Annotated in this window: 16 protein-coding genes; 5 read left to right on the plus strand and 11 right to left on the minus strand. The window is 58.8% G+C overall.

Translation table 11 applies throughout. The annotated features are described in order from the left end of the window. Positions 1–231: 231 nt before the first annotated feature. Together ACP7BE_RS22280 and lpxH are read left to right on the plus strand one after the other, a co-directional pair. Positions 232–735, plus strand: a complete 504-nt coding sequence (locus ACP7BE_RS22280; protein ID WP_095001712.1) for a peptidylprolyl isomerase — start codon at positions 232–234, stop codon at positions 733–735. Next, the gene (lpxH, locus tag ACP7BE_RS22285) at positions 732–1,469 is read left to right on the plus strand and encodes a UDP-2,3-diacylglucosamine diphosphatase (RefSeq protein ID WP_426107304.1); all 738 of its coding nucleotides are present in this window, start codon (positions 732–734) and stop codon (positions 1,467–1,469) included. The genes ACP7BE_RS22280 and lpxH overlap by 4 nt, the downstream gene beginning before the upstream one ends. 121 nt (positions 1,470–1,590) lie before the next feature. On the opposite strand, the gene ACP7BE_RS22290 is transcribed toward lpxH, so the two are convergent. From ACP7BE_RS22290 to ACP7BE_RS22310, 5 genes are all read right to left on the minus strand, one after another. Further along, on the minus strand, positions 1,591–3,120 hold the full coding sequence (locus ACP7BE_RS22290; protein ID WP_095001714.1) for a DHA2 family efflux MFS transporter permease subunit: 1,530 nt from the start codon (positions 3,118–3,120) through the stop codon (positions 1,591–1,593). A 63-nt stretch (positions 3,121–3,183) separates the two neighbouring features. Beyond that, the gene (locus ACP7BE_RS22295) at positions 3,184–4,389 is read right to left on the minus strand and encodes an efflux RND transporter periplasmic adaptor subunit (protein ID WP_426107306.1); all 1,206 of its coding nucleotides are present in this window, start codon (positions 4,387–4,389) and stop codon (positions 3,184–3,186) included. A 9-nt stretch (positions 4,390–4,398) separates the two neighbouring features. Continuing rightward, positions 4,399–5,874, minus strand: coding sequence for an efflux transporter outer membrane subunit (locus ACP7BE_RS22300; RefSeq protein ID WP_153327480.1), 1,476 nt, complete (start codon positions 5,872–5,874; stop codon positions 4,399–4,401). Then, the gene (locus ACP7BE_RS22305) at positions 5,871–6,344 is read right to left on the minus strand and encodes a MarR family winged helix-turn-helix transcriptional regulator (RefSeq protein ID WP_095020911.1); all 474 of its coding nucleotides are present in this window, start codon (positions 6,342–6,344) and stop codon (positions 5,871–5,873) included. The genes ACP7BE_RS22300 and ACP7BE_RS22305 overlap by 4 nt, the downstream gene beginning before the upstream one ends. Positions 6,345–6,605: 261 nt before the next feature. After that, positions 6,606–7,214, minus strand: coding sequence for a tRNA-(ms[2]io[6]A)-hydroxylase (locus ACP7BE_RS22310; RefSeq protein WP_095001718.1), 609 nt, complete (start codon positions 7,212–7,214; stop codon positions 6,606–6,608). Between the two features lie 220 nt (positions 7,215–7,434). On the opposite strand from ACP7BE_RS22310, the gene ACP7BE_RS22315 reads away from it, so the two are divergent. Then, positions 7,435–8,298, plus strand: a complete 864-nt coding sequence (locus ACP7BE_RS22315) for a universal stress protein (RefSeq protein WP_095001719.1) — start codon at positions 7,435–7,437, stop codon at positions 8,296–8,298. A 4-nt stretch (positions 8,299–8,302) separates the two neighbouring features. Here the strand turns inward: ACP7BE_RS22315 and ACP7BE_RS22320 are convergent, their stop codons facing one another. Then, positions 8,303–8,773, minus strand: a complete 471-nt coding sequence (locus ACP7BE_RS22320) for a DUF1289 domain-containing protein (RefSeq protein ID WP_095001720.1) — start codon at positions 8,771–8,773, stop codon at positions 8,303–8,305. 406 nt (positions 8,774–9,179) lie between these two features. Between ACP7BE_RS22320 and acnB the strand changes: the two genes are divergently transcribed. After that, positions 9,180–11,780 carry a bifunctional aconitate hydratase 2/2-methylisocitrate dehydratase gene (acnB, locus tag ACP7BE_RS22325; protein WP_095001721.1) on the plus strand — a complete coding sequence of 867 codons (2,601 nt, stop codon included), beginning with the start codon at positions 9,180–9,182 and terminating at the stop codon, positions 11,778–11,780. 69 nt (positions 11,781–11,849) lie between these two features. Here the strand turns inward: acnB and ACP7BE_RS22330 are convergent, their stop codons facing one another. Then, on the minus strand, positions 11,850–12,920 hold the full coding sequence (locus tag ACP7BE_RS22330; RefSeq protein ID WP_029611582.1) for an AI-2E family transporter: 1,071 nt from the start codon (positions 12,918–12,920) through the stop codon (positions 11,850–11,852). Between the two features lie 87 nt (positions 12,921–13,007). After that, positions 13,008–13,247, minus strand: coding sequence for a sulfurtransferase TusA family protein (locus tag ACP7BE_RS22335; RefSeq protein WP_095001723.1), 240 nt, complete (start codon positions 13,245–13,247; stop codon positions 13,008–13,010). 120 nt (positions 13,248–13,367) lie between these two features. Here ACP7BE_RS22335 and ACP7BE_RS22340 point away from each other — a divergent pair, with 120 nt between their 5' ends. After that, complete coding sequence (locus ACP7BE_RS22340; RefSeq protein WP_095001724.1) at positions 13,368–14,798, plus strand: M48 family metalloprotease; 1,431 nt, start codon at positions 13,368–13,370, stop codon at positions 14,796–14,798. Positions 14,799–14,837: 39 nt separating this feature from the next. Here ACP7BE_RS22340 and nadA read toward each other — a convergent pair whose 3' ends face one another. The 3 genes from nadA to ACP7BE_RS22355 form a co-directional block, all read right to left on the minus strand. Beyond that, the gene (gene nadA, locus ACP7BE_RS22345) at positions 14,838–15,896 is read right to left on the minus strand and encodes a quinolinate synthase NadA (RefSeq protein WP_095001725.1); all 1,059 of its coding nucleotides are present in this window, start codon (positions 15,894–15,896) and stop codon (positions 14,838–14,840) included. 214 nt (positions 15,897–16,110) lie between these two features. Next, positions 16,111–16,797: a type 1 glutamine amidotransferase domain-containing protein gene (locus ACP7BE_RS22350; RefSeq protein WP_095019328.1), complete on the minus strand. Its 687-nt coding sequence runs from the start codon at positions 16,795–16,797 to the stop codon at positions 16,111–16,113. 76 nt (positions 16,798–16,873) lie between these two features. Continuing rightward, positions 16,874–17,950: a 4-oxalomesaconate tautomerase gene (locus ACP7BE_RS22355; protein WP_095001727.1), complete on the minus strand. Its 1,077-nt coding sequence runs from the start codon at positions 17,948–17,950 to the stop codon at positions 16,874–16,876. Between the last annotated feature and the right edge of the window lie 2 nt (positions 17,951–17,952).

Consider the following 17,952-nt stretch of genomic DNA (forward strand, 5'->3'; position numbering starts at 1 on the left):
AATCAAAGCGCCTATCATAGCCGATGCCGCCAAGTCACTGACAGAGCAGGTGCTCAATCAAAGCGATTGAAATGCCGGCTTTTAGTCCCCATATGGGAAAAACACCATCGAAATGCCGTGCGAGCACGCTAAACTCCGCCCGCGGCTGTATCTACCCAGCCAGCCCGGGAGATTGAGGTGTGTTCACCCCGCTCCCCGGCCCGACGAATTCCCTGATAGAGCGATACGACCATGACCCAAGTAAAACTGAGCACCAACCACGGCGACATCGTGATCGAACTGAACGCTGAAAAAGCACCGATCACCGTAGCCAACTTCATCGAATACGTAAAAGCCGGCCACTACGAAAACACCGTTTTCCACCGTGTAATCGGCAACTTCATGATCCAGGGCGGCGGTTTTGAGCCAGGCATGAAAGAAAAGAAAGACAAGCGTCCAAGCATCCAGAACGAAGCCGACAACGGCCTGCCGAACGAGAAGTACACCGTGGCCATGGCTCGCACCATGGAACCGCATTCGGCTTCCGCCCAGTTCTTCATCAACGTGGCTGACAACAGCTTCCTCAACCACAGCGGCAAAACCGCTCAGGGCTGGGGCTACGCCGTATTCGGTAAAGTCGTTGCAGGCCAGGACGTAGTAGACAAGATCAAAGGCGTTGCCACCACGTCCAAAGCCGGCCACCAGGACGTGCCTAAAGATGACGTGATCGTCGAGAAAGCAGAGATCATTGAGTGATACTGCTGATTTCAGATTTGCATCTGGAAGAGGAGCGCCCGGACATTACCCGGGCGTTTCTGGATTTCCTGACCGGGCGTGCGCGCTCGGCTCAGGCGCTCTACATCCTGGGCGACTTTTTCGAAGCCTGGATTGGCGACGATGCCATGACCCCCTATCAGCGCTCGATCTGTGCAGCGCTGCGCACCCTGAGCGAGACCGGCACGCAGATCTTTCTGATGCACGGCAACCGCGACTTTTTACTGGGCCAGGCCTTTTGTAAAGCGGCTGGCTGCACCCTGATCAAAGACCCCAGCGTGGTCGACTTCTATGGCGAACCGGTTTTGTTGATGCACGGCGACAGCCTGTGCACGCGCGACGAAGCCTATATGCGCCTGCGACGCATCCTGCGCAACCCCGTCACTTTGTGGATCCTGCGCCACCTGCCGCTGGGCACGCGGCATAAACTGGCGCGCAAGCTGCGCAGCGAAAGCCGCGCCCAGACCCGCATGAAAGCCAACGACATCGTTGACGTGACCCCCGAGGAAGTACCCCGGATCATGGCGCACTTTGGTGTGCACACCCTGATTCACGGCCACACCCACCGCCCGGCGATACACAAACTGCAGATCGGCGAACAGACCGCCCGGCGCATTGTGCTGGGTGACTGGGACCGCCAGGGCTGGGTACTGCAAGTGGATGAGCAAGGCATGCAGCTGGCGCCGTTTGATTTTGCTCCGCCTGGCGCACAGTAAACTCGTGGGAGCGAGCCTGCTCGCGAAGGTTTCTGCGCAACATCACAGATAAACCGCATGCCGACTTTCGCGAGCAGGCTCGCTCCCACAAGGGGCTTGCAGGGCTCCAGCCCCTCTACCTCTAATGCCCGCTGGTCGCCGGCCCCGCCTTGGCTATAAACGGCGGTTTCGCCAGCCACACCAGCAGAATCAAGCCCATAAACAGCCAACCCATCATGGTGAAGTAATCCACGGTGGAGAACATATAGGCCTGACTGGTCAGAATCTTGTCCATCTGTGCATAGGCGGGCGTGCTGGCACCGCCAAGGCTTTCGAGCGTATGCCGGGTCACAGGGTCATAGGCGCTGATGCTTTCGCTCAAGTAGGCATGATGCTGATCCGCCCGGCGAATCCAGATCCAGGTGGTCAAGGACGCCGCAAAGCTGCCGCCCAGTGTACGCAGGAAGGTCGCTAGCCCCGCGCCATCAGCAATCTGATGCGGCGGCAAATCCGACATCAAAATGGTCAAGGTCGGCATAAAGAACAGGGCCACGCCAATCCCCATAAACAGCTGCACCATCGCGATATGCTGAAAATCCACCTCATTGGTGAACTCGGCACGCATAAAGCAGCTCAGGCCAATAGCCAAAAAGGCCAGCCCGGCCAACAGGCGCAAGTCGAATTTATTCGCGTACTTGCCCACAAAGGGCGACATCAAAACCGGCAAGATCCCGATCGGTGCCACCGCCAGACCGGCCCAGGTAGCGGTATAGCCCATCTGCGTCTGCAGCCATTGCGGCAAAATCAGGTTGATACCAAAGAACCCGGCATAACCCAACACCAGCACAATGGTGCCAATCCGGAAGTTACGGTGAGCAAACAGGCGCAAGTTGACGATCGGATGCTTGTCTGTCATTTCCCAAATGATAAAGGCCGCCAGTGCCACTACCGATAACGCCGTGCCCGAGAGAATGAAACTGGACTCGAACCAGTCCAGATCATTGCCCTTGTCGAGCACGATCTGCAACGCACCCACACCGATGATCAAGGTGATTAGCCCCACGTAATCCATCGGTTGACGGGTAATCACCACCGGGCGCGCCTTGAGTTGCTGACGAACCACCATCACGGCAAAAATACCGATCGGGATATTGATAAAGAAGATCCACGGCCAACTGTAACTGTCGGTGATCCAGCCGCCCAAAATAGGCCCGGCAATCGGTGCAACCACCGTGACCATTGCCAGCAATGCCAATGCCATCCCCCGTTTTGCCGGGGGATACACCGCAATCAGCAAAGTCTGGGTCATGGGATAAAGCGGCCCTGCCACCAGCCCCTGGAGCACGCGAAACCCGACCAGCTCTGGCATCGAGGTGGAAATACCGCACAAAAACGAGGCCAGAACGAACAGCATCGTGGCCCACAGAAATAACTTAACCTCACCAAAACGCCGGCTGAGCCAGCCGGTTAACGGCAAGGCAATCGCGTTACTGACCGCAAATGACGTAATGACCCAGGTACCCTGCTCCGAACTCACTCCAAGATTACCGGAGATGGTGGGCAAGGCGACGTTGGCGATGGTGGTGTCCAGCACCTGCATAAAGGTCGCCAGCGACAGGCCGATCGTGGCCATTACCAGGCTGGGAGGGGAAAATGACGCGTTTGTACTCATCGCAAATCCTTTAAAACCGGGGATGCAGCCCCACCCTTGCGGCGGGGCTCATGGATTGGCGAATCAGCGTTGGGCGGCCATGTCGCCAGTGCCAGCGCTGTTGCTGTCAATCAAACGCGTAATCAGGGCTTCGGCATCGACCAATTGCTGCGCATACACCGTGGTGGAGAACGAAGCTTTTTGCGGCGGCTGCTGAGCCAGTACCGGACCACTTTGGTCACGCAGGTTGACATTCACAGTCGTCGACAAGCCGACCCGCAACGGGTGCTCGGCCAGCTCATCGGCATTGATATGAATACGCACCGGCACACGCTGGACAATCTTGATCCAGTTGCCCGTGGCATTTTGCGCGGGCAACAGAGCAAATGCACTGCCGGTACCGGCACCGATACTGTCGATGGTGCCGCTGTATTTCACGCCGCTGCCGTAGATATCAGACTCAATATCCACCGCCTGCCCGATACGCATCTTGTGCAACTGGGTTTCCTTGAAATTGGCATCGATCCACAGCTGGTTAAGCGGAATGACCGCCATCAACGCCGTGCCCGGCTGAACCCGCTGGCCCAGCTGCACGGTGCGCTTGGCCACATAACCGGTGACCGGCGCAATCAGGGTGGAACGGGCATTGGCCAGGTACGCCTGGCGCAGTTGCGCCGCTGCAGCCTTCACATCCGGGTGGTTGGCCACCGTGGTGTTATCGACCAGCGCCAGGGTGGTGTCGAGTTTTTGCTCGGCATTGCGCAAGGCGCTTTGCGCCGAAGACAGATCATCCCGGGCATGGGACAACTCTTCCTGAGAGATCGCCCCGCCTGCTGCCAGGCTTTTACGGCGGCTGTAGTTGTCCTGGTTTTTCTGCACTTCAACTTTCTGCGCAGCCACCTGGGCTTTCATGCCCTTCACATCACTGAACAGGCCGCGTACCTGGCGCACGGTACGGGCCAGATTGGCTTCAGCGCTCTGCAGGCCGACCTGGGCATCGCTCGGATCGAAGTCAATCAGCACCTGCCCTTCATGCACCAGATCGCCATCATCGGCGCCGATACTCACCACCGTACCGGTGACCAACGGGGTGATTTCAACCACGTTGCCATTTACATAGGCATCGTCGGTGCTTTCATTCCAGCGACCATAGAGCTCTTCCCAGGCCCAGACACCCAGCCCGAGCAGGATGACCAAAATTGCCAGGCCGCTCAGCCAGAGCTTGCGTTTGCGCTGGCTGGCAGCGTCCTGGGGGTGTTGCGTTTCATTCGGTGTTTGCACAGTGGCCATGACGGGTACCTAAATTATTCTGCCAGCGAGGACTTCAGTGGGAGCGGTCTCGGCGGTAGTGCCGGGCTCAAATCCACCACCCAGGGCTTGCATCAGTTGAATCGAAAGGTCGATCTGCTCGGCATTCAGGCCCGCCAGCTGGCGCTGCGCCTGCAACAATTGCTGCTCGATGCTGAGCACATCGAGGTAGTTGCCGACACCCGAGCCGTAGCGCTGCAAGACGGTATCGAACGACTCCTGAGCGATCTGGGTGGCCCGTTGCTGGGCGCTTATCTGCTGGCCCACGGCACTTAACTGCGCCAGGGTGTCACTGACATCGCCCAGGGCGCCGACGAGGATCTTGTTGTATTGCGCCACCGCCAGATCGTAATTGGCGTCCTCTGCGTCCAGCCCGGCACGCAAACGCCCGCCATCAAAGATCGGCAGCGAAATCGCCGGGGCAATATTGAGGAAGCGACTGGCAGAACCGAACAGCGCATCACCCAGCAACGACTGGGTTCCCGCCGCTGCACTCAAATTGAGATTGGGATAAAAACGCGTCCGGGCGGCGGCAATATTCTTGCTCGCTGCCTCTACCCGCCAGCGCGCAGCCACCAGATCGGGGCGACGCCCCAGCAGTTCAGCTGGCAAGCTGCTCGGTAACGCCACGGCGCCCGGGGCGAGGGTTTTCGGGCGAGCGATATCCATCCCGCGGTCCGGCCCCTTGCCCAACAACACCGCCAGCGCGATGCGTGCACTTTTGAGTTGTTTTTCAGCATTGATCAACTGCTCCTGGGAGCTGGCCTCAAGGCTTTCGGTTTGCTGGTACTGGTAATGGCTGTCGATACCGGCTTGCAGGCGGCGCTTGCTCAGGTCCAGCATTTTACCGGTGCGTTCCAGGTCATCCCTGGCCAGGTCGCGCACGATAAAGGCATGTCCCAGGCTGCTATACCCCCGCGCTACATCGGCAGCCAGGGTCAGGCTCGCGGCCTGAGTGTCGACTTCGGCAGCGCGGGCCTGGCCCAACGCCGCTTCCCAGGCCGCACGCTGGCCGCCCCATAGGTCGAAGGTGTAATTAAATGTCAGGCTGGCGTTGCGTAGCGTGTCGTAACGGCCACCCTGGCCGGTCGGATCCTGGGAGCGCGACAGGCGCGAACGCGAAACATCGGCCTCGGCATCCAGGGTCGGCATGCGTGCGGCATCTGCAGCCCCGGCTGCAGCCGTTGCTTGATGGGCGCGGGCACTCGCTATTTGCATATCAGGGCTGTCGCGCAACGCTTGTTCGATCAAGCCATCCAGCTGAGTGTCGCCCAGGCGCTTCCACCAGTCCTTTTCAGGCCATGCCGCCGGGCTGACGGCAATGCCTGCAAGGGTCCTGGCCGCTTCCAGGTTTTTCCCGTCCTGGCTCACGCCCTCGGTGTTCAGCCCGCTGTAGCTGGCACAACCGGCCAGCAGCATCGACGTAAAAACCAGGCTCAGGCCTGTACGCAGTGTCTTGTGGCTCATTTTTCACCTAAACGCATGACAGTGATGGGATCACCCGCTGCCAACAGTATTTTCTTGAGGATCTGTTCCAGGCTTTGCAGTTCTTGCGGGCTGATGGCGCCGGCCAGCTGGTTCATCGCATCGGCACCGACCTTCGGCAGAAGGCCTGCCAGGGCCTTGCCGTCTTCGCTCAGTACCAGCCGCACCTGGCGACGGTCAGCCTCGGAACGCTGGCGCACCAGCAGGTTTTTCTGCTCAAGACGATCGAGCATGCGCGTCATCGAGCCGCTGTCCAGGCACAGATGGCGGCAAAGCTCAGCCGGAGTGTCGACGTCGAACTGGGCCATGATGATCAGCACCTTGAACTGCGCCGCGGTGATGCCGTAAGGCTCCATATGGCGGTCAATGATCTTGTCTTTGAGCATGGCCGTGCGCCCCAGGAGCAAACCCAGGGTGCAGTTTTGAAAGTTATCGGGGTGAAAATGCTTCATCAGGGCACCAGGAAGCTGCCTAGGCAGTAATGTTTCTAAATATTACTGTCTAGGCAGCTAATGTCAAGCCGATTATTAGGTGGCTATCTATCTGGTTTTTCAGCGGGCACGCAAACCGGTGCCTAAGAGAGCAACTATCTAGATGATGGCGGGATTGTTGTGGGAGCGGGCTTGCTCGCGAGGGCATCGCCCTGCCTGCATGACAGACCGCAGCGTCTGCATCGCGAGCAAGCCCGCTCCCACAGTAGATCTACAGAAGACTCAAGAAACTGCCGGCACACCACTATGAAAGCGGAATTCAACATCCGGCGATTCAATCAGCTCCTGCTCCGCCGCCCTCACCCGCTCGATCACCTGGGCGATATCCTTGGCGTCGCCATACTGGTAGGCCAGCTTCAGATAACCCTGGAAATGTCGGGCCTCGCTCTTGAGCAGACCGAAGTAGAACTTGCCGAGCTCTTCGTCCAGATGCGGCACCAGAGCCTCGAAACGCTCGCAGCTGCGGGCCTCGATAAACGCCCCCACCACCAGGGTATCCACCAGTTTGACCGGCTCATGGTTGCGCACCACCTTGCGCAGCGCCGAGGCATAGCGCCCGGCCGATAGCTGGCGCAGCTCGATCTTGCGCTTTTTCATCAGACGCATGACTTGCTCGTGGTGCACCAGCTCTTCACGAGCCAGACGCGACATCATATTGATCAGGTCAACATGGGAGTGATATTTGGCGATCAGGCTCAGCGCCGTGCTGGCGGCCTTGAACTCGCAGTTTTTGTGATCGATCAGCAGGGTTTCCTGATCAGCCAGTGCCGCTGCAATCCAGCCGTCAGGCGTTCGGCAACCCAGGAACTCATGAATTTCAGGAAGATTCACGCGCACACTCCCAGGCATTGGGAATTGCACGGCAGACCGGCAGTGATTTGAACAATTGCTGACATGGGACTCACAAAGACTGAATTGAGGCGAGCCGGTGATTATACGGGCCCCGGCGCGCAGCACCAACGACACAACTTGATATGCATCAACGCAGGTTCAACTGCCGACCAACTATAGTGAATGCACGCCTTTTCTATTACATGTGGAGTCACCGGTCATGCACAGCATTAACAGCCTGTTGGTCGTCATCGAGCCTCACCTGATGGAAAGCCTCGCACTCAAGCGGGCCAAGCACATTGCCAGTCACACCAAGGCGCATCTGCATCTATTGATCTGCGATAAAAAAAATGACCACTCAGCCCTGCTGAGCGTGCTTGAAAGCAGCCTCAAAAGCGAAGCCTACAGTGTGAGCAGCGAGCAGGCCTGGCACGAAAGCCAGCACGCCACCATTATCAAAGTGCAGCAGGCGCACAACTGCGGGCTGGTGATCAAACAGCATGTGCCCGACAACCCGCTAAAAAAAGTCCTGCTGACCCCTGAGGACTGGAAACTGCTGCGCTATTGCCCTAGCCCGGTGCTGCTGGCCAAAACAGCACAAAGCTGGGAGCACGGCGTGATACTGGCAGCCGTCGACGTGGGCAATAACGACCCGGAGCATATGGCCCTGCATACCAGCATTGTCGACCACGGCTTTCGCATCGCCAGCATGGCCCATGCCGAACTGCATGTGGTCAGCGCCCACCCGGCGCCAATGCTCGCAACAGTCGACGCGGTCTACCCGCTGGATACCGAGCTGGAACAGACCTACCGCGCAGAATGTAAAGTCTTCCAGCAACAATGCGAAATTGACGACAGCCGCCTGCATATTGAAGAAGGCCCGGCGGACGTGATCATTCCGCGGGTAGCCAAAAACCTGGACGCCGTGGTCACTGTGATGGGCACCGTCGCCCGTACCGGTTTTTCCGGGGCCCTGATCGGCAATACCGCCGAAGTGGTGATCGACAAGCTGGAAAGCGACATTCTGGTGCTCAAGCCCGATGACATCGTCGAACATCTGGAGCAACTGGCGAGCAAGCTCTGAGCGCTTACTCGCCAAACGCATCCTTCAGAAAGCCCGGGGCGATATAGCGCTGATAATGCGCTTCGGACAGGAGGAAAAATTCCCGATCAATGGCATCGCGCAGATCGGTCAGCGGCCAGCCGCGAAACTCCGGCAACAGCACCATGCCGTACAGCTCCAGCTGGTTGATCACCCGCGCCCCGCGGGCAATCAGCTGGTAGGCCCAGCAATACTCGGACTGGGCAGGCACAAAGCGGATTTTGCGCGCCACCAGCTGGTCACGCAGCGTGGCCCGGTCGAACACTTCGACCTTACCGGCCATCACCTGCACCAAAAGCTGCTCGAGCCGACGCCACACGGCACGCTTTTCTTCCTCGTTGTAACCGTTCCAGTTGATCACTTCATGATGGAAACGCTTGCAACCACGGCACACAAGGTCGCCGTAAACCGTTGAGCAAAGGCCTATGCAGGGGGTCTTGATGGTTTGATTGGACATGGCGAAATAGAGCACTGCAGAACGAAACAGGTGGCCATGTTAGCCCTTTGTCTAACGCAGATCACCCCTCAACCTTCAGGGCCTAACTTACCTTTAACAAGTTTTTACCGTAGAATCGGCCTGCCTTTTAAGGCGCCAATGTCCGTTAGAAGCTGTTTTCAAAGCGTCACGAGCACAGTTGATCCCGAAGAACGGTGTTGGTGAGGGGTGTTTGCACTGCAGATACCCCCACCGACATTCATCATCTCCCCCGTTCGGAAGGCGTAAAACTTTGAAAACAGCTTCTGTTGGGAATCCTTGAAACTCTGGCCAAGCGGCTCATAAAGCCGCGCAGCGCATGAGTGCTCGGCATTCCTGGATGAGCGTCCCGGACACCCATTTGGGACCAATGATGAGGGTAATAACTGTGCTTGAAGCCTACCGCAAACATATCGAAGAGCGCGCAGCACTGGGTATCGTTCCCCAGCCGCTTAACGCCGAACAAACCGCAGGCCTGGTTGAGCTGCTGAAAAACCCGCCTGCCGGCGAAGAAGAATTCCTCGTAGACCTGATCACCAACCGCATTCCGCCGGGTGTTGACGAAGCTGCTTACGTAAAAGCCGGCTTCCTGGCCGCGATTGCCAAAGGCGAAGCGACCTCTCCGCTGATCAGCAAAAAACGCGCTGTTGAACTGCTTGGCACCATGCAGGGCGGCTACAACATCGTGACCCTGGTTGACCTGCTGGACGACGCGGAGCTGGCTCCGGTTGCCGCCGAGCAACTCAAGCACACCCTGCTGATGTTTGACGCCTTCCACGACGTTGCAGAAAAAGCCAAGAACGGCAATGCCCACGCCAAAGCCGTGGTGCAGTCCTGGGCTGACGGCGAGTGGTTCAAGAACCGCCCTACCCTGGCTGACAAAATCAGCCTGCGCGTGTTCAAGGTAACCGGCGAAACCAACACCGACGACCTGTCGCCGGCACCGGACGCCTGGTCGCGCCCTGACATCCCGCTGCACGCCCTGGCCATGCTGAAAATGGCCCGTGACGGTATCGTGCCGGACGTGCAAGGCTCCATCGGCCCGATGAAGCAAATCGAAGAAATGCGCGGCCAGGGCTTCCCTATCGCTTACGTCGGTGACGTAGTCGGTACCGGTTCGTCGCGCAAGTCGGCAACCAACTCCGTACTGTGGTTCTTCGGCGACGACGTTCCTTATGTACCGAACAAGCGTGCCGGCGGTTTCTGCTTCGGCAGCAAAATCGCTCCGATCTTCTACAACACCATGGAAGATGCTGGCGCACTGCCAATCGAATTTGATGTTTCCAACATCAACATGGGCGACGTGATCGACCTGTACCCGCACGCAGGCAAAGTCTGCAAGCACGGTACTGACGAAGTCATCACCACTTTCGAACTGAAAACCCCGGTTCTGTTGGACGAAGTACGCGCTGGCGGCCGTATTCCGCTGATCATCGGCCGCGGCCTCACCGAGAAGGCTCGCGCCGAGCTGGGTCTGGGCCCTACCGACCTGTTCAAGAAGCCTGAAGCACCGGTTGAAAGCACCAAGGGTTTCACCCTGGCGCAGAAAATGGTCGGCAAGGCTTGCGGCGTGACTGGCGTTCGTCCAGGCACTTACTGCGAACCGAAGATGACCACCGTAGGTTCTCAGGACACCACCGGTCCTATGACCCGTGACGAACTGAAGGACCTGGCGTGCCTGGGCTTCTCCGCTGATCTGGTGATGCAGTCGTTCTGCCACACCGCGGCTTATCCAAAGCCGATCGACGTGACCACCCACCACACCCTGCCTGACTTCATCATGACCCGCGGCGGTGTTTCCCTGCGTCCGGGCGACGGCATCATCCACAGCTGGCTGAACCGCATGCTGCTGCCGGATACCGTCGGTACCGGTGGTGACTCGCACACCCGTTTCCCGATGGGCATTTCGTTCCCGGCCGGTTCGGGCCTGGTGGCGTTCGCCGCAGCTACTGGCGTAATGCCATTGGATATGCCGGAATCGGTTCTGGTTCGCTTCAAGGGCGAAATGCAACCGGGCATCACCCTGCGTGACCTGGTTCACGCCATTCCTTACGTCGCTATCCAGAAAGGCCTGCTGACGGTAGAGAAGAAAGGCAAGATCAACGAATTCTCGGGTCGTATCCTGGAAATCGAAGGTCTGGACAACCTGAGCATCGAGCAAGCCTTCGAACTGTCCGACGCTTCGGCAGAACGTTCGGCAGCCGGTTGCACCATCAAGTTGTCCAAAGAGTCGATCACCGAATACCTGAATTCCAACATCACCCTGCTGCGCTGGATGATCGGTGAAGGTTACGGCGACGCACGCACCCTCGAGCGTCGTGCTCAAGCGATGGAAGCCTGGGTAGCCAACCCTGAGCTGATGGAAGCCGATGCTGACGCCGAATACGCGCACATTATCGAAATCGATCTGGCTGACATCAAAGAGCCTGTGCTCTGCGCGCCAAACGACCCGGATGACGCCCGTCTGCTGTCCAGCGTTGCTGGCGAGAAAATCGACGAAGTGTTTATCGGTTCGTGCATGACCAACATCGGCCACTTCCGCGCTGCGGGCAAGTTGCTGGACAAGGTCAAAGGCCAGCTGCCAACCCGTCTGTGGCTGTCGCCGCCGACCAAGATGGACGCTCACCAACTGACCGAAGAAGGCTACTACGGTATCTACGGCAAAGCTGGCGCGCGCATGGAAATGCCGGGCTGCTCGCTGTGCATGGGTAACCAGGCACGTGTAGAGCCGAACTCGACTGTTGTGTCGACTTCGACCCGTAACTTCCCGAACCGTCTGGGTGACGGCGCGAACGTTTACCTGGCTTCGGCCGAGTTGGCGTCGGTGGCCTCGATCCTGGGTCGCCTGCCTTCCGTTGAGGAATACATGGCCTACGCGGCAGAGATCAACACCATGGCTGCGGACGTGTACCGCTACCTGAGCTTTGATCAGATCGCCGAATTCCGTGAAGCGGCAGCCAATGCCAATATCCCGGTTATTCAAGCGTAAGCTGATGCAGTAACGAAAAAGCCCCGACTCTTACGAGCCGGGGCTTTTTCATCTCTGGCGTTCAGTGATTTACAACAGCGGTGATACGACTTGCTGCTCGCGCGGCCAGGCATCGAGCACGGCCTTGAACAAGGTCGCCAGCGGGATCGCAAAGAATATCCCCCAGAACCCCCATAAACCGCCAAACAACAGCACCGCACAAATGATCGCCACCGGGTGCAGGCTCACCGCCTCGGAGAACAGCAGCGGTACCAGCACATTGCCGTCCAGGGTCTGAATGATCCCGTAGACCGCCATCAGGTAGATAAACTGATCGCTCCAGCCCCACTGGAACAGCGCAATCAGCAGCACCGGCACCGTCACCACCACCGCCCCGACATAGGGCACCACTACCGAAACCCCCACTAGCAGCGCCAGCAAGGCCGCATAGTTGAGGCCCATGGTGACAAAGGCGATATAGGTCACGCCGCCACAAATGATGATCTCGATCACCTTGCCGCGAATGTAATTAGCAATCTGGCGGTTCATTTCTTCGGCCACGCGGGTAATCAATGCCCGTTCACGGGGCAAATAACCCCGCACCCAACGGCCAATCACCGCGCGGTCCTTGAGGAAGAAAAACACCAGGATCGGTACCAGCACCAGATAAATCATGATGTTGACCAGCAGCGGCAAACTGGACAGCGAAAAGGTCAGTGCCAGTTGCCCGAACTTGCCGATTTCACCCCGTGCAACTTCGATGGCCTGTAACACCTGCTCATCCGATACGAGGTGAGGGTAGCGCTCAGGCAGCAACAGCAACAACGATTGCCACTTGGCAAGCATGCCCGGCAGTTCGTTGAACAGGGTGATCAACTGATGCCAGAGCAAAGGCACTACCACCACCAGAAACACCAGCAACAGCCCCATAAACAGCGCAAACACCAGCCCGACTGCCGCCGCGGCCGGCACCCGCATGCGTTCCAGTGCAACCACCAGGCCCTGCATTAAATACGCCAGCACCATGCCCGCCAGCACCGGCGCCAGCATGCCGCCCAATGTCAGTACGGCGGTGAAAGCCAACACCAGCAACACCGCCAGCACCACCGCTTCTTCATCAGAGAAATAGCGCTGCACCCAACCACGTAAAACCTTGAACATCGATATTCCTTAAAAGAAAGTGCAGCGCTTCTGCGGGAGCGATTCATTCGCGAGCAGGCTCGCTCCCACAGCGAGGTCAAGCAAGGGTCAGGCCTTGCGTAACCAGTAGCGATAAGTGCCAGCATCTACTTCTTCACGCAGCAACTCATGGCCTGCCAGGCGCGCGAAGGTACGAATGTCCCGTTGTGAGCCGGCATCGGTGGCAATCACCTTGAGGGTCTGGCCACTGCCCATTTTGTTGAGCGCCATCTTGGCCTTGAGCAGTGGCAGCGGGCAATTGAGCCCGGCAGCATCCAGTTCGGCATCATGGGCCAGCACATCAGTCATTGCATACGTCTCCACAGAGGGCTTTTTTTATGCGGGCTAGAATACCCCAAGCAACCCCGCCACTGGTCGCCAGCCAAGTGTCCAGCTACAGTAAGCGCTTTACCGACCAGAGCCTTGTGCATGACTTTTCTGCGCCCTACCCTGTTGACGCTCGCTTGCCTGCTCGCATCACCGAGTTTCGCCGACGATTTACCGTCTCTGGGTGACGCCAGTTCGTCCATTGTCTCGCCACAGCAAGAGTACCAACTGGGCCGCGCCTGGCTGGGCATGTTGCGCGGCCAGGTGTCACAACTCAACGACCCGCAGCTCAAGGACTACGTCGAGACCAGTGTCTACAAACTGGTCGAAACCAGCCAGGTGCAGGACCGCCGCCTGGAATTCATCCTGATCAACAGCCCGCAGCTCAACGCCTTCGCCGCACCCGGCGGCATCATCGGGGTTAACGGCGGCCTGTTCCTCAATGCCCAGACCGAAGGTGAATATGCCTCGGTAATGGCCCACGAACTGGCCCACTTGTCCCAACGCCACTTTGCCCGTGGCGTGGAAGCCCAGCAGCGCATGCAACTGCCGATGATGGCAGCGCTGCTCGCCGGGATCATCGTTGCAGCCTCTGGCGCAGGAGATGCCGGCATCGCTGCGATTGCCGGCACCCAGGCTGCGGCCCTGCAAGAGCAGCGACGCTTCTCGCGCCAGAATGAGCAGGAAGCTGACCGCATCGGCATTCTTAACCTGGAGAAAGCCGGTTACGACCCGCGCTCCATGCCCACCATGTTTGAGCGCCTGATGCGCCAGTACCGTTTTGATGGCAGGCCGCCGGAATTTTTGCTGACTCACCCGGTCACCGAGTCGCGTATCGCCGATACCCGCAACCGCGCGGAACAGGCCCGGCCAGGCGGCACTGAAGACAGCCTGCGCTATCAGTTGATCCGCGCCCGGGTGCAACTCAATTACGAAGAAACCCCGGGGCTGGCGGCCAAACGCTTTCGCCAGCAACTGGATGAAAACCCGAAAAATAACGTAGCCCGTTATGGCCTGGCGATTGCCTATATAAAAGGCAGCCAGTTCAACGAAGCCCGCGAGACCCTCAAGCCACTGCTGGAAAAGGCGCCCAACGACATCACCTATAACCTGGCACAGATCGAGCTGGACATGGACAGCAACCGCCTGAGCGAAGCCCAGCAACGTATCGACCGGATGCGCACCCTGTACCCGGGCAATTACCCGCTCAATCAGGCCCGGGTTGATTTGCTGCTCAAGCAGAATAATCCCAAGGAAGCCGACAAGGCCCTTGAGGCGCTGCTCAAGAGCCGCCCCGACGACCCGGATGTCTGGTATTCGGTTGCCGAGACCCGAGGTTTGTCAGGCAATATCATCGGCCTGCACCAGGCCCGTGCGGAGTACTTCGCATTGGTGGGGGATTACCGCCAGGCCATCCAGCAGCTGGATTTCGCCCAGAAGCTGACCAACAACTTTCAGCTGTCGGCACGCCTGGATGCGCGCAAGCGGGAGTTGATGGATCAGGAACGGGCGCTCAAGGAAATGATGAACTGAGCCTGACTGGCTCAGTTCCTGTGGGAGCGGGTTTGCTAATCAGGCATTCCCCGCCAGCTTCAACCGCGCCGCCTGGGTGAAATCCAGCATACGTTTGAGCGGGCGAATGGCATGGGGCACCAGTGCCGGGTCGACAAAGATTTCGTTGCTGCCCTGCTGCAAGCATTCCAGCGTGCGCTCCAGGGTATTCATCGCCATCCACGGACAGTGCGCGCAACTGCGGCACGCCGCACCGTTACCCGCGGTCGGGGCTTCGATAAACACCTTGTCCGGGCACAACTGCTGCATCTTGTAGAAAATGCCGCGATCGGTGGCCACGATAAAGGTCTTGTTGGGCAGGTTCTGCGCCGCAGCAATCAACTGACTGGTAGAGCCCACGGCATCGGCCAGATCGATCACCGACTCTGGCGACTCCGGGTGCACCAGAATCGCTGCATCCGGGTACAGCGCCTTCATGTCTTCCAGCTGCTTGGACTTGAACTCTTCGTGAACGATGCAGGCACCGTCCCACAGCAGCATGTCGGCACCGGTCTGGCGCTGGATATAACGGCCCAGATGCTTGTCCGGCCCCCAGATAATGGTTTCGCCGTTATCCATCAGGCTTTCGACGATTTCCAGCGCGCAGCTTGACGTCACCACCCAGTCCGCCCGGGCCTTGACCGCCGCCGACGTGTTGGCATACACCACCACCGTGCGCTCGGGGTGCTTGTCGCAAAACGCGGAGAACTCTTCCACCGGGCAGCCCAGGTCCAGCGAGCAGGTGGCCTCCAGCGTCGGCATCAGCACGCGTTTTTCAGGGGTGAGGATTTTTGCGGTTTCGCCCATAAAGCGCACACCGGCCACCAGAATGGTCTTGGCCGGGTGAGCCGCGCCAAAGCGGGCCATCTCCAGGGAGTCAGAGACACAGCCCCCAGTTTCTTCGGCCAGGGCCTGAATCACCGGATCACAATAAAAGTGCGCCACCAGCACCGCGTCGCGGGCTTTAAGTTCAGCCGCGATTTGCGCCCGCAGGCTGAGGGCTTGAGCCTCAGTCAACGGCTTGGGCTGCTTGGCATCAAGGTGGGCTTGAACCAGAAGTCGTTCAGAAATTTGCGTCATGTTCGCAAGACCTGCAAGCGCTGTTGCGCGAAAGTCGAGTGTACCACCAGCTCCGGGCCGGCAAGCCCCGCTGGGAGAATGTATGTATCAGGCACGGACAAGCACTGAAGCGCGACAAGGCTACAGAATATCCTTGGGATTCAAAAGTTTAATGTGGGTATCAGGCAGGTAGATGCAGGCTGAGGGGCCTGCATCGGCTTTAGAACGGAGGATTTTACTGAATCGCCGCCAGTACCAGCTCGGCCACCGGCCCGCCCGATGCCGGGTTTTGCCCGGTAATCAGCCGTCCGTCTGCGATGGCAAACGGTGCCCATGGGGTACCGGCCTTTTGATACAAGGCACCGCGCTTCACCAGCTCGGTTTCGGTCAGGTACGGCACATGCTGGCTTAATCCGGCCAGGTCTTCCTCTTCATTGGAAAAACCAGTGACTTTCTTGCCCTTGACCAGCAGTTCACCATTACTCAGCTTGATATTCAGTAAACCCACAGCGCCATGACACACCGACGAAACCACCCCGCCGTGCTCATAGATATGACGGCTGAGCGCTTGCAGTTTCTCGTTGTCAGGAAAATCCCAGATCACACCATGGCCGCCCGCGTAATAAATGGCGATATAGTCATCCGGGTTGACCTGATCCGGCGTCAGTGTTGCCCCAAGCCGGTTCATAAACGCCTTGTTGTGGTACCACTGCCAGTCAATCGGCGACGCCATGTCGGCGGCAAGGCTGTGGGGGTCGATCGGCGTGTACCCACCTTGCGGGCTGACGTAGTCGACGGCATAGCCTGCGGCCTCGACCTTGTGCACAAAATGCACGGCCTCGCCCAGCCATAAGCCTGTGGCGCGATCAAGGTTCGGGTATTTCTCGACGCTGGTCAGTACCACCAAAATCTTCTTGCTCATGGTCAACCTCCTGTTTGTGCGGACACCGGCAAACCGGTGGGAACAAGAGCATAGACCACGCCAGCGCGCATTTGTCCTAGCCTGCCCAGACCGCCGCCGGCACACACACCACCCCGTCAAACAGCAACCGCGCCGTGCGCATCAGCCCGCACCCAGCCAACTGGCCGTGGTGCAAACGCAGCTCCACCGTGAACTCTCCTGTCGGGTGTTCTACCGAAAGTTGCCGCACATCCCCCTTCCCTACCCGGGCCAATCCTGCCGCCACACTCCCCTCGATCAAACACGCGGCAGCCACGCTGACCGCCCCGAATACGCCAATACTGGTATGGCAGCGATGCGGAATGAATGTACGTGTACACAACGCCCCCCCCGCCTGTGCAGGTGCCACCAGGCACATTTTCGGCACATTACGCTGGCGCACATCACCCAGGTTCATGGCCAGACCGGCCTGCATGCGGATCGACTCAAGCCGTGCTCTGAGCGCAACGTCCGCATCCAGCTGTGCCGGGCTTTCATAGCCACTGCATCCCAGTTCCTGGGCCCGCAGCAACACTACCGGCATGCCATTGTCAATGCAGGTCACTGCAACTCCGTCCAGCACATCAACAGCGTTACCCGTTGGCAATAGCGCACCGCAGCTGGCCCCGGCGATGTCTTCGAACTCGACGACCAGGGGCGCGGCAAATCCCGGCACACCATCGATTCGCGCATCACCGCTGTAGCAGACACGGCCGGAAGATGTGGGCACATGGGCAATCGCGATCTGCCCGCTGTTCTGCATATATATCCGTACCGGGGTCACATCCCCCGCCACTGGCACCAGCCCCCGCTCAAGGGCAAACGGCCCGACGCCGGACAGGATATTGCCGCAGTTCTGGCCGTAGTCGACTCGCGGCTCATCCACCAGCACTTGCGCAAACAGATAGTCCACATCAGCGTCCGGCCGGGCAGACGGCTGGATAATTGCAACCTTGCTGGTCAGCGAGTCGGCACCACCGATGCCGTCAATCTGCCGGCTGTCCGGCGAACCCATGACTGCCAGCAGCACGAGATCACGCAACAGCGGGTCTGCGGGCAAGTCGCTGGCCAGAAAATACGCGCCCTTTGAGGTGCCACCGCGCATCAACAGGCAAGGAATGCGGGTCTGGGTCATGC

The organism is Pseudomonas sp. TWR1-1-3, assembly GCF_049896805.1.
Lineage (GTDB): Bacteria > Pseudomonadota > Gammaproteobacteria > Pseudomonadales > Pseudomonadaceae > Aquipseudomonas > Aquipseudomonas bubulae.

Bases quoted from the DNA above. Each gene is read 5' to 3' on its own strand.
- ACP7BE_RS22280 (WP_095001712.1), top strand. From the start codon at position 232: ATGACCCAAGTAAAACTGAGCACCAACCACGGCGACATCGTGATCGAA.
- ACP7BE_RS22355 (WP_095001727.1), bottom strand. From the start codon at position 17,950: ATGACCCAGACCCGCATTCCTTGCCTGTTGATGCGCGGTGGCACCTCA.
- ACP7BE_RS22290 (WP_095001714.1), bottom strand. From the start codon at position 3,120: ATGAGTACAAACGCGTCATTTTCCCCTCCCAGCCTGGTAATGGCCACG.
- nadA (WP_095001725.1), bottom strand. From the start codon at position 15,896: ATGACGCAAATTTCTGAACGACTTCTGGTTCAAGCCCACCTTGATGCC.
- ACP7BE_RS22335 (WP_095001723.1), bottom strand. From the start codon at position 13,247: ATGACTGATGTGCTGGCCCATGATGCCGAACTGGATGCTGCCGGGCTC.
- ACP7BE_RS22320 (WP_095001720.1), bottom strand. From the start codon at position 8,773: ATGTCCAATCAAACCATCAAGACCCCCTGCATAGGCCTTTGCTCAACG.
- ACP7BE_RS22295 (WP_426107306.1), bottom strand. From the start codon at position 4,389: ATGGCCACTGTGCAAACACCGAATGAAACGCAACACCCCCAGGACGCT.
- ACP7BE_RS22305 (WP_095020911.1), bottom strand. From the start codon at position 6,344: ATGAAGCATTTTCACCCCGATAACTTTCAAAACTGCACCCTGGGTTTG.
- ACP7BE_RS22300 (WP_153327480.1), bottom strand. From the start codon at position 5,874: ATGAGCCACAAGACACTGCGTACAGGCCTGAGCCTGGTTTTTACGTCG.
- ACP7BE_RS22315 (WP_095001719.1), top strand. From the start codon at position 7,435: ATGCACAGCATTAACAGCCTGTTGGTCGTCATCGAGCCTCACCTGATG.
- ACP7BE_RS22330 (WP_029611582.1), bottom strand. From the start codon at position 12,920: ATGTTCAAGGTTTTACGTGGTTGGGTGCAGCGCTATTTCTCTGATGAA.
- ACP7BE_RS22350 (WP_095019328.1), bottom strand. From the start codon at position 16,797: ATGAGCAAGAAGATTTTGGTGGTACTGACCAGCGTCGAGAAATACCCG.
- ACP7BE_RS22340 (WP_095001724.1), top strand. From the start codon at position 13,368: ATGACTTTTCTGCGCCCTACCCTGTTGACGCTCGCTTGCCTGCTCGCA.